This is a genomic window from Microcystis ichthyoblabe FBCC-A1114 (assembly GCF_050500245.1).
GTDB lineage: Bacteria > Cyanobacteriota > Cyanobacteriia > Cyanobacteriales > Microcystaceae > Microcystis > Microcystis ichthyoblabe_A.
This window is the reverse complement of record NZ_CP191408.1, coordinates 871,296-887,193: the sequence shown is the minus strand read 5'-3', so window position 1 is coordinate 887,193 and position 15,898 is coordinate 871,296. Positions and strand designations below refer to the sequence as shown.

The following is a 15,898-nucleotide window of genomic DNA, read 5'->3' as shown; positions in this document are numbered from 1 at the left end:
TCTAAGCTTCCCTTTTTCTTTAGAGCATTATGACTTCCCCTGCTGTCGATCGAGTTTATCAAGGTCAATTCGGAGAGTTTACGATTACGGATAGTGATCGCCTAGGGGTGCGTCTCTACCGTCTGGGTTTAAATTTAGCGGCTTTTAGTTTCGCTGTCGCTACAATTATAGTTCTCACCCGACCGCAATTACTGCCCCTGACTAACCTTTTATACATGGGTTTTTGTCTGGGGTTAGGCATCAGTTTATTGACTATCCATATATATTTAATTCCCCTCCATCGTCTCCTGCAATTTTTTTGGCTAATCGGGGCGATTACTTCCCTAATTTTCAGCCTCTATTCTCACCTTTCTCCCCTAGAATTTGTCTATAACCATCCGGTGAGTTTATTGGGTGTCGGCTTTATTTTTGCTAGTCTCACGGGGATTTATTTCAAAGAAGCTTTTTGTTTTAATCGTCTAGAAACCAAGTTTTTAACCCCTCTAGTTCCCACCCTTTTACTCGGTCATCTTTTGGGGATATTGCCCTTAAATTGGGAAAAGGGGCTATTAATTCTCTGGGCGACTTTATTTGTTATCTTTGCTCTGAGAAAATTAAGCCAACCTCTCCCCAACGATATCGGTGATAAATCGGTCTTTGAACATCTTAATCACTGATAAACTCTCCAGAGATTAAAATCTATTCTAAGATACAGTCTTGCGGGCAAGTGAGTGGAACGAACCACTCCAGACACAAAGGACACAAAGATCGATCACTACTATATAAGTTAAACTGATCGGGTTTCAGCTTTTTGTTCTTTGTCTCTTTCTGGTTTATTCTTGGTCAGTAATCAGTAAACAGTAATCAGTGAAAAGATAGTAAGAAACTTATATTTAATACTGTCACTTAAAACTCAAATCTGATAACTGATAACTGATAACTGATAACTGATAAATGTTACCTATCTGGGGGCCTCGATGGTAGCCGGATTGGTAGTATTGGCAGTCTTGCTGGTGAACATTTGTATTAGACTAAAACCGACAAAAGCGAGTAAAGCTATGCCACCAATAGCAGTAACAATTTTACCCACGAGATTTTCTGTGCGGGGTTGTTCGGGGGCATCCTCGTTGGGATCCTCCGAATGGGCAAAACGATTGTAGAGGAAATCGAGAGCTTCATTGCGGAGTTCGTAGTAACGGGGATCCTCGGTAATTTGGGAACGAACCCGGGGACGAGCAAAAGGCATCTTTAACACCTCCCCGATTTTAGCGCTTGGGCCGTTGGTCATCATCACCAAGCGATCGCACAAGAACAAAGCCTCATCAATATCGTGGGTAATCATCAACACGGTTAACTGGTGTTCTTGCCAGATTTTCAGCAATTCTTCCTGTAATTCTTCTTTAGTAATCGCATCTAGGGCTCCAAAAGGTTCATCGAGGATGAGGACTTGGGGACGAATGGCCAGGGCGCGGGCGATCGCAACCCGTTGTTTCATGCCTCCCGATAATTGGGGGGGTTTTTTCTGGGCTGCTTCTGTCAATCCCACTAGGGATAGATTTTCTTCCACGATCCTCACCTTCTCAGCGTGAGATTTTTGGGGATAAACCGAACTAACCCCGATATAAACGTTCTCAAAGGCAGTTTTCCAAGGCAAAAGCGAATAATTTTGGAATACCATCATCCGGTCCGGTCCTGGTTCCTTAACCTCTTTATCCTGTAGCAGCACTTGCCCACGACTAGGAGAAGAAAACCCCGCCACCATATTCAAAAGAGTCGATTTACCGCAGCCGGAGTGACCGATAATGCAGACAAATTCCCCCTCATTGACTTGCAGCTCCACACCGTCTAAAACGGTGTAAACCCCTTCGGGAGAGGGGTATTCTTTGGCAACATTACTAACTAATAAAAAAGGCTGGGTGGTGGTGCTGGAATTCACGGTCTTATCGGTAAAAGTTTGCATATTCGTCCTAGATTTATTTTAAGGTGGGCAAAGCCCACCACAACCATTAATTAGCGACGGGATCATCGAGGAGAACTTCTGAGACGCGATAATCGCGACGGATCGAAAAACGTTCCAGATAGCCGATCGGATCGTCAGGATTGAAAATAAGACGATCAAAGAGGGCAAAACTGTGGCGATCGGGTTCCAAATCGGGAAGGCCCAGGGACCGGCAAGCTTCACCAAACAGATCGGGACGACGGACGCGTTCAATCACTTCCACCCAGTTGCGGGGGAACGGTGCGTAACCCCAACGAGCAAGCTGAGTTAGGGTCCATAGGGCCTCACTGCGGCCTGGACAGTTAGCTTGATCGACGTAAAACTGATTAAATCGGAATAGGGGTTCGGGGGCAGTTCCTAAACCGCGATCGTAACCATCGAGGAAACCGGGGCGGATAATTGCCCTATCCACACCCACATACTGGGGCTGACTGAGAATATTAACGATATGTTCTCGATTACGCTGATCATCGCAGTATTCGCAGGCTTTAATTAAAGCTTTCACCATGGCGATATGGGTTTCGGGATGTTTCGCTGCCCAAGTTTCCTTGACTCCGAGGACTTTTTCCTGGTGTCCGGGCCAAATATCGAGATCGGTGGCGATAACGTAGCCTAATTTTTCGTGAACGGCGTAGGAGTTCCAGGGTTCCCCCACACAATAACCGTCGATCTTACCCGCTTTTAGTAGGGAAACCATTTGAGGCGGCGGAATTACGGCTAAATTGACATCACTATCGGGATCGATGCCGCCACTAGCTAACCAGTAGCGTAACAGTAGATTGTGCATGGAAGCGGGGTGAACCATGCCGAAAGTGGCGATTTGATCGGGACTTTGCTGGAGGGACTCCTTTAAGTCCTCCAGTTTTTCTACCCCCAATTCCCTGTATTTATTGCTGAGGGTGATGGCGTTACCGTTGCGACTGAGTACCAAAGCACTAATCACGGGGACAGAGGGCTTATTTCCAGCCCCAATGGTCATGCTCAGGGGCATTCCCGCCACCATCTGGGCCGCATCGAGACGACCGGTGGCCACTCCTTGGGCGAGCGCTTTCCAGTTAGGTTCCCGTTGCAGGATAACATCCTCTAATCCTTCCTCGGCGAAGAAACCTTTCTCTTTGGCGATAATAATCGGAGCGCAATCGGTGAGGGGGATAAAACCGATGGTGGGATTGGTTTTCAATCTGGTAGCTTGGCCGATCACTGTTACTGGTTCGGTGGGTTGGCCGACTTTCTTCGATCGCTTCTGTTGGTTGAGGAAATAAACGATCTCGTTACGCAGGGAGTAGTAACTGGGATGGTTAACTACTTCTAAACGATGCCGGGGCCGGGGAATGGGAACATCGAGAATCTGACCGATATGGGCCTCTGGACCGGTGGTTAACATCACCACTCGATCGGATAGTAATAGGGCTTCATCCACATCGTGCGTGACCATGATACAGGTAACGTGGCTTTCTTCGACGATTTCCATCAAACGTTCCTGTAAATTGCCTCTGGTTAACGCATCCAGCGCCCCAAAGGGTTCATCAAGTAACAGGACTTTTGGCCGTAGGGCTAAAGCGCGGGCGATCGCTACCCGTTGTTTCATGCCTCCCGATAATTCTCCCGGTCGTTTGTTGGCCGCATGGCGCAGGTGTACCATATCGATACTATGTTCGATGACACTTTTGCGTTCAGCAGCCGGTAGATGACGCAGCACGCGGTTAACTCCTAGGGCGATATTTTCCCGGACGGTTAACCAGGGCAGTAGAGAATAATTCTGGAAGACTACCATGCGATCGGGACCGGGACCTTTAATTTCTTTTCCCTCTAAAATCACCCCTCCCACCGTCGGGCGATCGAGTCCAGCGACCATATTTAAGAGGGTGGATTTCCCGCAACCGGAGTGACCGATTAAAGAGATAAATTCCCCTTGAGTAACGCTGAGATCGATATTTTTTAGGGCGATATATTGACGGCCATCGGGGAGAGGGAAAACCTTATCAATGTGATCGACTTCAATAAATGCAGACATTTTCAGTTATCAGTTATCAGTTATCGGTTATCAGTTATCAGTTATCAGTTATCAGATGTGAGTTTTTAGTTTACTGTTTACTGTTTACTTAAAAAGCTCCCCACACCCTGCCCCCACCGAAAAATTTTTTGCCGCAAACCCTATTTATTTTCTTCTGGTACAACTAATTTAGCGATGTAGGCCATGAGGCGATCGAGTAAGAAACCAACAATACCCACATAAATCAGAGCGAGGATAATTTCACTGATCATGGAACTATTCCAAGCATCCCAGATAAAGAAGCCAATTCCCACGCCACCGATCAGCATTTCCGCCGCTACAATTGCCAACCAAGATAAACCGATACCGATTCTTAATCCTGTGAAAACGTAGGGAACGGTGGCGGGAAAAAGAATATTGAAAAAATATTCAACTTTGGATAATTTTAGCACTCTAGAGACGTTTTTATAGTCTTGGGGAACCTGCTGTACTCCCACGGCTGTGTTAATAATAATTGGCCAAATTGCTGTAATAAAAATTACAAATATGGCACTAGGTTCGTTATTACGAAAAGCCGCGAGGGAGATGGGTAGCCAAGCTAGGGGGGGAACGGTACGCAGGATTTGGAAAATCGGATCGATCGCATCATAAATTAGGGCGCTGCTACCGATTAAAATTCCTACGGCAATGCCGACAATAGCCGCTAGGGTAAAACCGACGGCCACCCGTTGTAAACTGGCGAAAATTTGCCAGAATAACCCCACATCCGTGCCACCATTATTAAAAAAGGGATTAATAATTAATTCCCAGGTATCGCTAACCACTTTAGTGGGACTAGGGAGGGGAGCATCGGGACTAAAACAGATTATTTGCCAGATGACGAGGAAAATTAATAAAGCAATCGCCGAAGTTGCTAGTTTGGGTAATTTTTTTTTGAGGTCTTTTACCCATTTCGGACCTTGAGAACGACGAGAAATAGAAACAGCCATAATCAGTTATCAGTTATCAGTTATCAGTTATCAGTGGTTCAGTTATCAGTGATCAGCATCAGTGATCAGTTATCAGTTATTAATTACCAGTTATCAGCAAATCATCTTTAACTGTTGACTGGTTACTGATCACTGCTCACTGATTTAAACCTTTTTAATCTTGAGAGATTTCAGGTAAGCTTGGGGATTTTCGGGGTCAAAAGTAACACCATCAAAGAAAGTTTCCACACCGCGGGAGGTAGAGGTGGGAATTTGATCAGCCGGAACATTGAGGGCTGTGGCGGCTTCTCTCCAGATATCTTCCCGGTTAACTTTATCAACTAAAGCTTTGATGTCTGTATCGGCGGGAATATAGCCCCAACGGATGTCTTCAGTCACAAACCAAGTATCATGACTCTTGTAGGGATAGGAAGCGTTATCAGCCCAGAATTTCATGGCTACGGGGCTATTTTCGATTTTGCGACCATCACCGAAATCGATATTACCTTGCATTCTTCCCAAGATATCGGCGGGGTCAATTTTCAGCCATTCCCGTCCTGAAATAATCTCGCACATTTCCTTAACATTAGCGGGATCGTTGCACCATTGCTGCGCTTCCAGAACAGCCATGGTTAAAGCTTTTGCCGCTTTGGGATTTTTATCCACCCAATCGGCGCGTAAAGCGAAGGCTTTTTCGGGGTGATCCTTCCACAGTTCCCCAGTTATCAGGGCTGAATAACCGAGTTTTTGCTTAACCAGTTGCGCGTTCCAAGGTTCCCCCACACAGAAAGCTTGCATCGTGCCGACTTTCATGTTAGCCACCATTTGTGCCGGAGGAACAACAATTAGGGATAGATCTTTATTCGGATCGATGCCGCCGGCGGCTAACCAATAGCGCATCCAGAGATCGTGAGTACCACCGGGGAAAGTGACGGCGGCTTTAACTTCTTTGCCCGCAGATTTAGCTTTAGCGAAGGATTCTTTCAGTACACCGCTATCGAGGGCAACCTTTAGATCCATGTATTCGTTAGCCACAGAAATCGCTTGACCATTGGTATTCAAACGCGCCAGAATATACATCGGTACTGGCTGTTTGGTGATTTTGCCCAAGGTCATTAGGTAGGGTATGGGGGATAAAATATGCGCCCCATCGATACCGTTACCCACCGAACCTAATTCGAGGTTATCCCGGGTTGCAGCCCAAGAGGCTTGTTTCATCACTTGCACATCGGGCATCCCGTGTTTAGCGAATAAACCTTTTTCCTTGGCGATAATTAAGGGGGCAGCGTCGGTGAGGGCAATAAAACCTAGTTTAGCGGTGGTGACTTCGGGAGTTTCTCCACTGGCAGCGGGGGAAGCGGCAGGACTGCCGGCCGGGGAGGGACTGGTCGCGGTATTATTGGGAGTGGCGCAACCGTGGAGAATTGCTGTTCCTACGGCAGTTGCCCCGGCAGTGAAGATAAATCTACGTCTAGAAAGTTTACTCATGGACTAAAAAATCGTGATTAGAAACTAAACAAAGGTGATGAAACGGTGAAAAATTCTCATTATTTCCCCTAACTGACTGCGGTGATAACCGAGAAAATTCCTTGCAAGTAACTGTTGATTCAGTAAGGAGGCTTTGACTATTTTTATCTCTCGATCGCTTTTGCTTCTCCATCTGGGGAGATTTAGCAGTAGTTTTTGTCTAAGAGATTTTTTCTAGAAGCATAACAGTTTTGAGGAGTGGATAGATAGATAGGGGCGGTTTTTGGTCATCTGGGCTAGAAAGATCAGTTTATTTCAGGGTTATTACCGAAGCAATTAACTTAAATTTACAGTCTTCAACAGGAAAATTCGTATAGATTGTTACAAAATATTGCCAGTCATGTAATAAAAGCATAAAAATTTGTCTGAAACGCATGGTAGGGCGATGGGGATTTTTAGCCATCTTGACTCAGTTATCGGATTTGAGTTTGCAGTTCAATGATTACTGGTTGGGTGTATCTCACATTTGTGAATCTCTCCCAGTTATGGTGAGCAGCAGAAGTTATTAAAAGAGGGTGAAGGCAATTCGCCCCTACAATAATATTATTGCGCCAATGGTAGAGGCCCATCGTGGTCAGTGAGTTTATCGAACTGCGTGCGCCCAAAATGTAATAAGCTGCCCGCGTATTTAAATTGCTTGTTGAGATGAGGCACTCTTGCACTCTGGCAACAGTAAAGGGATTGAGGGAGATTCGGCTAATCTAAGAATAAGCGGTTTAAATACGTCTTAGCTGATTGAATTTTGGCAGCATCAAACAGAGGTAACTTAAATGTCCGAAAAACAAGAACGACGGGTTCAGAAAAACGACGGCTATCAAGCTAAAATTGATAAACCCCCTGGTAAACCGCCCACGGGTGGTTCTAATGTTAAACCGCCGCCAAATCAGGACAAGGAGAAAAAATAAAATCTTGGGGGGCTATTCCCCCTGTTCCCTGTTCCCTATTCTAACTGATAACTGCTCACTGCTCACTGATAACTGATAACTGAATATGGCTTATTCTCGCATTAAAAAACTAGCAAATTATCTACGTCCCCATTGGCAAATAGTAACTTGGGGGGTAGTTGCTTTGCTTGTTGTTAATCTTTTGGGTGTTTATATACCGCTTTTAATCCGGGATAGCATCGATGATTTAAGTAAATCCTTTGACTTCCAAAAAATCATTTACTATGTGATTTTTATTATCGCTTTAGCCTCGATTATGTGGTTTATCCGCATGATATCCAGAGTGTTATTATTCGGGATCGGTCGTCAGGTAGAGTTCGATCTTAAACAAAAAATCTTTCAGCATTTATTAACCCTTGAACCTGCCTATTTTTCGCGGCAAACTTCAGGAGATTTAATCAACCGTGCCACTAGCGATGTGGATAATATCCGTCGTCTGGTGGGTTTTGCTTTGCTCAGTTTGGCTAATACTTTTTTTGCCTATGGGTTAACTTTGCCCGTAATGTTAGCGATTCATATTCCCCTTTCAGTCGCCGCCATTTCTGTCTATCCTTTGATGTTAATTGCTGTGCAGTTATTTAGTGGTCGTCTGCAGCGGCAACAGAAAAAAGTACAAGAAAAACTCTCGCATCTGAGCGATTTAATTCAAGAGGATATGAGTGGTATTACTCTGATTAAAATCTATGCCCAAGAAGGTAACGAGCGCCTAGCATTTAAACAAAGAAATCGCAAATTATTACAGGCTAATTTAGATTTAGTCCAGACTCGTAATTTTCTTTTTCCCCTGATTGAAGCTTTATCCTATGTGAGTTTATTGGCGTTGCTTGCCCTCGGTACTAGACAAATTATATCGGATAATATCACCATTGGGGACTTTATTGCTCTGTTAATTTTGGCGGAAAGATTAGTTTTTCCCACTGCTTTATTAGGTTTCACTATTACGGCCTACCAACAGGGAGAAGTGAGTATTGATCGCCTAGAAACTATCCTGTTAGCTGAGGCTAAAATTAAAGACAATGCCGATTGTATTCACCTAAAAAATATTCAAGGAAAAATTACCGCCAAAGCCTTGACTTTTTTCTATCCTGATGCTAAAGAACCAGCCTTAAAATCTCTTTCTTTTACCATTAATCCGGGGGAAATGGTAGCGGTAGTCGGTGCGATCAGGTCGGGAAAATCTACCCTTGCTAACGCTATTCCCCGTCTTTTGGATATTGCGGAAGGACAGTTATTTATTGATAATCAAGATGTCACTCAAATTGCTCTTGAAGATCTGCGAAAAGCGATCGCTTATGTTCCCCAAGAAAGTTTTTTATTTAGTACCACCATCGAAGATAATATCCGTTATGGCGATCCGCTGCTGAATTTTTCGGCAGTGAAATCGGCGGCCAAACAAGCGAGAATTGAGGAGGAAATCGAGAATTTCCCGCAAAAATACGGAACTTTAGTGGGAGAACGTGGGATTACTCTTTCCGGGGGTCAACGTCAACGGGCCTCTTTAGCGCGTGCTTTAGCCATCCAAGCACCGATTTTAATCCTTGATGATGCCCTATCTAGCGTCGATAATCAAACGGCCACGGCTATTTTGGAAAATCTCAGCCAAGAAAGCCAAAAAACCGTGATTTTTATCTCCCATCAATTATTGGCCGCTGCCACTGCTGATCGCATTTTTGTCATGGACCTCGGAGAAATTGTCCAGATAGGAACCCACGAGGAGTTAATCGCAGTCCCCGGAGTCTATCAAAATCTCTGGCAACAGCAGCAGTTAGAGTCTAAGGTTTTAGATTAGCCGATAAAATAGGGAATCTGCTAGTTATTACCGGTGAAGTTGTGGACTATCTCAATTATTCCTTAAGACTGTTTAAATGCAGCACAGCAGTTATCTTTTAGCGACAATGAACAAGGAGCAACTTTTAACCGAACCTTTTTTACAATTACCCACCGAAACATCAATACAAGTGATTTGGTTTACGGAATTTTTTGGCACTGGTCATCAGGTGCGCTACGGGGAAAAACTAGAGAAAATGGCCCCCGCTCGTACTAGCAAATTAACTAGAGTTAGAGAAGATGCTCAATCGAGAACCCTTGAAGCTTATCAATCTTTAACCGATCGAGAAATCTGGCGACATCAGGCCGAAATTACTGATTTAAATTCGGGGGAAAGGATTCCCTATCAAGTCACCAGTTTTCAGGAAAATAAAGCGATTAGAAGTGATATTTATACTCTTACCCCAAGACCAAAAAAAGGAACTAATCTCAAAATTCTGCTCACTTCCGATCATCAATTAATGCCTATGACTGCCGCTAATTTACAAAAAGTTATTGAAACTATTGGACAGGTGGATGCAGTTTTTTTAGCAGGAGATTTAGTTAATATACCCGATCGAGCTTCCGAATGGTTTGATGATAGTCGCGGTGGGGCATTTTTTCCCTGTTTACAAGGTCGTGCTAATTATCCTCTGACAAAGAATGGTATTCAGACTATTTATAAAGGGGGAGAAATTATTCAAAATGCTCCCTTATTTCCTGCTATTGGTAATCATGAAGTTATGGGCAGATTTTCTAATTCCACAGGTTTAAATGAACAGTTTAAAGATGCTATTCCTCAATTTATTGCTAAAAAACTAGCGGAGGATACAGCAGCAATTAGTGAAAACTGGCTAAAAAATAATGCTTTTAACACAGAAACCTACGAAGAAATTTTTTCTTTGCCTCAAAATAAATATTATTCTCTCACTTTTGGCGATATTCGTTTAGTGGTTTTATATGTTACTAATATCTGGAGAAATCCCAATTTAGAACCCAGTGCAAGGGGAAGATATTACGAAAATCAAAGAGATTTAGATAGTCCCAGTCGCTGGGGTTACGGTCAGCATATTTTTGAGACAATTGCTCAGGATAGTCCTCAATATCAATGGTTAGAAAAAGAGTTAAATAGTCGAGAATTTCAAGAGGCTAAATATAAAGTAGTTATGTTTCATCATCCTCCCCATACCCTAGGAGGAAATATCGTGCCACCTTACACCGATCCCGTGCCGACAATTGAACGGGATGCCACGGGAAAAGTTAGATCAGTACGTTATGATTATCCCCAAGAAAATGATTATATTATTCATGATCTCATTCCCTTATTAGAATCAGCCAAGGTTAATTTGGTTTTTTATGGTCATTCTCATTTATGGAATCGTTTTCTTAGTCCTAAGGGTATGAATTTTCTTGAATCTTCTAACGTTGGTAATAGTTATGGCGCTCATTTAGGTGATAAAAAACGTCCTGTACCTCTCGATAGAAATTATGCGGCCATCGGTAATCCCAATGGATTACCAGCAATTATCCCGAATATTGCTCCTCTAGTGGATTTGGTTAATCAACCTTTACCCTATATTGCCAGTAATGATCTGACGGTTTTTAGCATTTTAGATACAGAAAAAGGAACCGTGAGCAGTTATCGTTTTGATACCCGTTATCCTGACTCCGAGGTAATTAAATTTGATGAATTTGATCTTTTTAGCGTAGGTGAAATATAATAAAATCAAAGAGTGCCGGTTAAATAGATTCTCTTGGGGTTAATTCTATGACTACTGTTACCAGCAATGATATTCAAGAATTGAAAGACTTACTCTCGGCAATGCGACAGAAAAACCGCGAGCAAATAAGTTCCCGGCGAGAAGAAACCCGTGAGCAAATAAGTTCCTTGCGAGAAGACACCCGCGAGCAAATTGATACGCTAAAGGAAGATAATCGCCAACAACTAGAAACCCTGAGAGAAGAAAATAACAAGCAATTTATTAACCTACACAAAGAAATCACGGAAGTCAAAATTATCACAGCTAAAATTGAAGGAACAATTCAATCCCAAGCAGTATTAACCCAAAAAATTCCCGATTTAGTTGAGCGGTTGACAAGGTTTTTAATTGGGCGATCGCCTGCTCAAGTCGTTCAGTCATAGACAACATCTAGCGTATAGGGCTTAATATATTCTAGCTTTCACGTTGCTGCAGCGATGGCGTACTGCTACCCAGTGCCTTCAGCATCGCACTCTACTTCAACGCTTCGATCGTAACTAAACCACCCTCAATTGCCTGAATTCGCAAATCGTATCCTCGTAATAGCTGCATCCCAATCAACGGAACCGTCTCTGATTCGTTGATGTAAATCTCACGATATTGCCCGTCCCAGATCACAAGCCCGATGTAAACTTCAAACGTGCAGAAAGTCCCATCGCCTAATGTCGCAAGATCTCGACCCTCCCAAATAAACCCTAAACTAGCAATTATCTCAGACGGCAAGGTGAGAAAACCCGAAAATCCTGTATCAATTACAGCATCTACTATCTGCGTTGTTTCATGGTTTCTGACTGCGATCGCCAACGTCGCCTCACACCCTTGATTTACACGACCTTGCATCATGGCTTTGTTCTCAGGCTCCTTGCGCCAAAGTGATCGACGGCTGAATGCCCAATGCGAACAAACCATGTCTGAGTATCAGGCACTCGTGCAGAAAGTTGCTTCGCTGCGCTTACCAAATCATCCGCTACTTCAAAAGCCCCTGTTTCAATGTCGATCGCCACAATTCTCCCCTGATTTCCCTCCTCGACTTGGGGACGTACCTGAGATTGATAAATCTCATTACCACGTCGAGCAAATTCTTCTTTACTGTAGCGGGGTTGTCGAACTGTCATTGAAGCGACCCTGTGGCGACTTTTGCCCCTCTATTTTAATCAAACATGGGGAATCTTCCCTAACATTCCTCAACTGGTCCCACCAGAGCGGCATCGTACTTAAACTCACAGCTTCAATCCATGGGCAGAGTACGTTCCCCAAAATCGATCGGTGGGGCAGTGGGAGCCAGATTAGGAAACGCACCCTACAAGATCGGCGATCGCACTTTTTTAGAATTCATAATTAAATGTCCTAATATCAGGTTCAAATGCTTCCTTTACAAGTTCTTTACTCTTCTCAGAATAGTAACTCTGATATGGTTTTGTATTTGATACATTTAGTTTTGGTAACGAGACGGAGATTCCAATGCGAGAGCATATTTCGTTGAAGTCATTATCTAGGCTTTCATATCTCCCAACAAAGTCAACAAGCAACTCATTGTTCTCATATATAAAATCTTTTTGATATCTAACTTCATTTTCACATCGCCATTTTATATATTCTTCAAAGCTACCTAAATTTTTTGTTAACTCATGCTGATGATGTGTTTCTGATTTCAACGCATATTTGTAGAGTGAAACTTGCCAATCCCATGGGTTTCTGACTACAGCAAATGAAAAATACTCATTGAATTTCTCTGCTCCAAGACTCTCTTTTATTTCGGATGCCTTGACATGCGCAGGAAATGGATGAGGATCAAAGAAAGGAGAAGGAAAGCCCGCCTTTTTTATCAACCTATAAGCTTTCCACTGCCATGGACTTATTGCAAATGGTCGTAGCACCGTTGTAATACTTGTGCCAGCATTCTTATAAATATGGACGAATATAAACTTGTACTCTCTCGATATCAGCATGCGTATTATTCTCCTCGTGCCTAACTACATATTATAGGTCAACTTTCTGTATAACACTCTCGGCTCTTCTGGTTTCTGTGTGGAAACGAGGTCTATACTGATAGTTTATTTAACAAAATAGTCCTAAAAGTCTTTCCCAGTAAACATTTCACAATTTCATAAGCAAAAATTATCACACAAAGTCGAGAAGAGCCCACTCTCCAGAGTAACGATATGAGTCAACTTTCTGTATATCACTCCATTTGGGCGCAATCGCAAGAAAATTTCCCCATATCACACCCAAAAGCGTGTTAGCCAGATTAGTTTACTGCAAACAATCTCTTTTAAGGAGACTTATCACAGAAGCCTTCTAGAATTCTAGCAAAGATTCTTAGAGCTGACTGCACTTTGTCACAAAATTTTACTATTATTTTGGCACTCTTAATGGTTAGAAGGGAAACATTGATCGCCAAGTCTGGTCAATTTTTGTCCAACGCATTTCAGGAAATGACCTAAATAAGTAGCTAGAGATAATTAATTACACATATTTAACTACCTCTTGCCTCTCCTAACCAAGAAATTAATTTTGCACCACTACTTATTACTTAATTACTGTTTATTTTGTAATTTTATCACTAATTCCTGGAAAGGTTGCCAATCGTCTTTAGAGGTAATTGCTTCCCAAACCGATTCGATTAGCGGTCTAAGTAAAGCAGTTTTAGGATTATAATGCTTTAAAGTGTCGTCAATTTGAGCCAAATAATCTGGGGGTGATTGATTTAAGACCAAACTATATAACTCTCGCCAACGTTGCCAATCAGCTTTTGGTAAATCCATATTTTCAAGAATTAGAGAACTATTTTCTCGCCAACCGTAATTAAATTGTTCACTTAATTGATAGAAAAATTCGTGATAACCGAGGCCTGTTTCTTGGAGAATTTCCACGGTTTTGCTAACCAGTAAAGCGGATTCGGGAGTAAAAATATCCTCAAAACCTAACTTTTTAAGCATCATTTTTTGATAATAAAAATTGTAGCGCTGGTCATAGTTAGCCAAGGCCATATCTAACTCTAACAAGGAGACAACCATGGCCAGGGGAGATTGCAGTAACTCTAGATTTAAACGACAGATAAAAGGCTGATTACCGTAACTATAACGACCACCGTAGTCGAAATAGGCCGCCGTAAATTGGGGGTTATAGGAAGGAATAAAAGCGTAGGGACCATAATCAAAACTTTCCCCCGTAATTGACATATTATCGGTATTGAGAACCCCATGACAAAAACCTGCGGCCATCCATTGGGCTGCTAATTTAGCGGTTCTTTCGATTAAAGCGGCGTAAAATTTTAAATAGCGATCGCTATCTTGGGGATCGATTTCAGGATAATAATAAATAATCACATGATCGAGGAGTCTTTTAATTAAATCGGCACGTTTAATATGAAATAAACGCTCGAAAGTCCCGAAACGAATATGAGAATTACTAACTCGAATCATCACCGAAGATCGCGTCGGGGAAGGTTCATCACCACGCCAGAGGGGTTCCCCCGTTTCCACCAAACTCAAACAGCGAGAGGTATTCACCCCTAAACCGCGTAAAGCTTCCCCGGCTAAGACTTCTCTAACTCCACCCTTGAGAGTTAACCTACCGTCCGCGTGACGGGAATAGGGGGTCCGTCCCGATCCTTTCGTACCAAAATCGTATAATTTGCCATCAATACCCCTAACTTGACCGTAGAGAAAACCGCGACCATCTCCCAAAAAAGGATTATACTCGCCAAATTGATAACCATGGTAACGCAGGGCTAAAAAGGGGGTCAGGGCTTGAAATTTACCAAAAGCCTCGATAAAATGCTCATCTAAGGTTAATTCTGGCTGAATTCCCACCAAAGGTAATAAAGCATCATTGCGAAAACGAAGGATATGACGGGGAAAATCCGCAGCCGCAACTTGATCGTAGTATTGGTCCCCCAAGTCCTGCATGGCGCTTTCGGAAGGGAGACTGAGAAAGGGATTGGTGAGATGGTCTGTCATAGTGGTGGTGTCGATCGAGCGTTGAGGCGATAAAGTGATAAAGATAGCCAAAAATTTTTCTACTGAGACTATCAAACAGCGATGCCCGATTCTATTATGTATCAAGGGGACTATTTTCTTGTCCTTGAGGCCGATCAACCTGAACAATTCCAGACTCCCGACCAGTTACGCGATAAGTTAAAAGATTTAATCGCCGCAAAACCGGAGATTTGTCCCCGACAATTGGCAAAATTCTCTAGTTTTGAGGAAAAAGCTCTCTATCTGCGCGATAATTACTGCGAGTTAGACCTGGGTGAGGGGGGTTATCTACAATGGTATGTGGTCCGTTTGGAAAAATAAGGAAACCCATTATTAAGTAGTTAGGTGTTAAAAACTGTCAGACACTCCCTTTATCAAGTAGGGCTGTTTTATTCTCCCATCAGAATATCAAAAGTAAAAGCGATCACTGTCTTTGTAAAATGAGAAGTGACCGCACTTTCCACTCTCCTATTAAACAGGATTGAGAAGGACTAACTATTCTATCATCAGTCAGAGCGAGGTAAAATTATAGATTATGGAATCACCGATCGAACGTTTTCGACTATCTCAAACCGCCAAAGATAGCCTCATAAAATTAAAACGCTACACCAAAATTGACCAATGGAATATCCTCTGTCGTTGGGCTTTTTGTCGTTCCCTTGCTGAACCGAGTCTCCCCTCTCCCGTTCCTATTCCTGCCGATAGCAATGTAGAATTATCTTGGAAAGTATTCGGGGGAGAAATGGCCGATATTTTCTTAATTGCCCTCAAACAACGTTGTCATCAAGACGGATTAGGAACCGATAAAGAAACTCTAACTCAACAATTTCGCTTACATTTACATCGCGGGATCGGTTATCTTGCTGGGGATGCCAAGCTAAAGAAAATCGATAATTTAATCGAATTAGAGAGGGAAAATCTGAGAGAATCCTAAACAATAAT

15 protein-coding genes are annotated in these 15,898 nt (G+C 42.9%); 7 read left to right on the top strand and 8 right to left on the bottom strand.

Translation table 11 applies throughout. The annotated features are described in order from the left end of the window. The first annotated feature begins 29 nt into the window (after positions 1–29). Entirely contained in the window at positions 30–656 is a 627-nt protein-coding gene (locus ACQY1Y_RS04215) for a DUF2301 domain-containing membrane protein (RefSeq protein WP_002737508.1), read from the top strand. 284 nt (positions 657–940) lie between these two features. Here ACQY1Y_RS04215 and ACQY1Y_RS04210 read toward each other — a convergent pair whose 3' ends face one another. The 4 genes from ACQY1Y_RS04210 to ACQY1Y_RS04195 form a co-directional block, all read right to left on the bottom strand. Beyond that, positions 941–1,939, bottom strand: a complete 999-nt coding sequence (locus tag ACQY1Y_RS04210; protein WP_430014045.1) for an ABC transporter ATP-binding protein — start codon at positions 1,937–1,939, stop codon at positions 941–943. Between the two features lie 46 nt (positions 1,940–1,985). Next, positions 1,986–3,992, bottom strand: coding sequence for a nitrate ABC transporter ATP-binding protein (locus tag ACQY1Y_RS04205; RefSeq protein ID WP_430014044.1), 2,007 nt, complete (start codon positions 3,990–3,992; stop codon positions 1,986–1,988). Positions 3,993–4,132: 140 nt separating this feature from the next. Beyond that, positions 4,133–4,960 carry a nitrate ABC transporter permease gene (gene ntrB / locus ACQY1Y_RS04200; protein ID WP_430014043.1) on the bottom strand — a complete coding sequence of 276 codons (828 nt, stop codon included), beginning with the start codon at positions 4,958–4,960 and terminating at the stop codon, positions 4,133–4,135. 144 nt (positions 4,961–5,104) lie between these two features. After that, entirely contained in the window at positions 5,105–6,427 is a 1,323-nt protein-coding gene (locus tag ACQY1Y_RS04195; RefSeq protein WP_430014042.1) for a CmpA/NrtA family ABC transporter substrate-binding protein, read from the bottom strand. Positions 6,428–7,236: 809 nt separating this feature from the next. On the opposite strand from ACQY1Y_RS04195, the gene ACQY1Y_RS04190 reads away from it, so the two are divergent. The 4 genes from ACQY1Y_RS04190 (at position 7,237) to ACQY1Y_RS04175 (ending at position 11,359) form a co-directional block, all read left to right on the top strand. Continuing rightward, positions 7,237–7,371: a hypothetical protein gene (locus ACQY1Y_RS04190; protein WP_259679076.1), complete on the top strand. Its 135-nt coding sequence runs from the start codon at positions 7,237–7,239 to the stop codon at positions 7,369–7,371. Between the two features lie 85 nt (positions 7,372–7,456). Continuing rightward, positions 7,457–9,199, top strand: a complete 1,743-nt coding sequence (locus ACQY1Y_RS04185; RefSeq protein ID WP_430014041.1) for an ABC transporter ATP-binding protein — start codon at positions 7,457–7,459, stop codon at positions 9,197–9,199. A gap of 76 nt (positions 9,200–9,275) precedes the next feature. Beyond that, positions 9,276–10,937, top strand: coding sequence for a metallophosphoesterase (locus ACQY1Y_RS04180; RefSeq protein ID WP_430014040.1), 1,662 nt, complete (start codon positions 9,276–9,278; stop codon positions 10,935–10,937). A 47-nt stretch (positions 10,938–10,984) separates the two neighbouring features. Further along, positions 10,985–11,359 carry a hypothetical protein gene (locus ACQY1Y_RS04175; protein WP_430014039.1) on the top strand — a complete coding sequence of 125 codons (375 nt, stop codon included), beginning with the start codon at positions 10,985–10,987 and terminating at the stop codon, positions 11,357–11,359. A 91-nt stretch (positions 11,360–11,450) separates the two neighbouring features. Here ACQY1Y_RS04175 and ACQY1Y_RS04170 read toward each other — a convergent pair whose 3' ends face one another. The 4 genes from ACQY1Y_RS04170 to ACQY1Y_RS04155 form a co-directional block, all read right to left on the bottom strand. Next, positions 11,451–11,819: a clan AA aspartic protease gene (locus tag ACQY1Y_RS04170; protein ID WP_430014038.1), complete on the bottom strand. Its 369-nt coding sequence runs from the start codon at positions 11,817–11,819 to the stop codon at positions 11,451–11,453. Continuing rightward, positions 11,816–12,091, bottom strand: coding sequence for a hypothetical protein (locus tag ACQY1Y_RS04165; protein ID WP_002737737.1), 276 nt, complete (start codon positions 12,089–12,091; stop codon positions 11,816–11,818). The genes ACQY1Y_RS04170 and ACQY1Y_RS04165 overlap by 4 nt, the downstream gene beginning before the upstream one ends. A 210-nt stretch (positions 12,092–12,301) precedes the next feature. Beyond that, positions 12,302–12,925 (bottom strand): sulfotransferase family 2 domain-containing protein, encoded by a 624-nt coding sequence (locus tag ACQY1Y_RS04160; protein ID WP_430014037.1) that lies wholly within the window; start codon positions 12,923–12,925, stop codon positions 12,302–12,304. Between the two features lie 588 nt (positions 12,926–13,513). Beyond that, positions 13,514–14,989 carry a protein adenylyltransferase SelO gene (locus ACQY1Y_RS04155; RefSeq protein WP_430014036.1) on the bottom strand — a complete coding sequence of 492 codons (1,476 nt, stop codon included), beginning with the start codon at positions 14,987–14,989 and terminating at the stop codon, positions 13,514–13,516. Between the two features lie 30 nt (positions 14,990–15,019). On the opposite strand from ACQY1Y_RS04155, the gene ACQY1Y_RS04150 reads away from it, so the two are divergent. Then, the gene (locus tag ACQY1Y_RS04150) at positions 15,020–15,277 is read left to right on the top strand and encodes a chlororespiratory reduction protein 7 (RefSeq protein WP_430014035.1); all 258 of its coding nucleotides are present in this window, start codon (positions 15,020–15,022) and stop codon (positions 15,275–15,277) included. A gap of 214 nt (positions 15,278–15,491) precedes the next feature. Then, positions 15,492–15,890, top strand: a complete 399-nt coding sequence (dndE, locus tag ACQY1Y_RS04145) for a DNA sulfur modification protein DndE (RefSeq protein WP_002735106.1) — start codon at positions 15,492–15,494, stop codon at positions 15,888–15,890. Positions 15,891–15,898 lie beyond the last annotated feature (8 nt).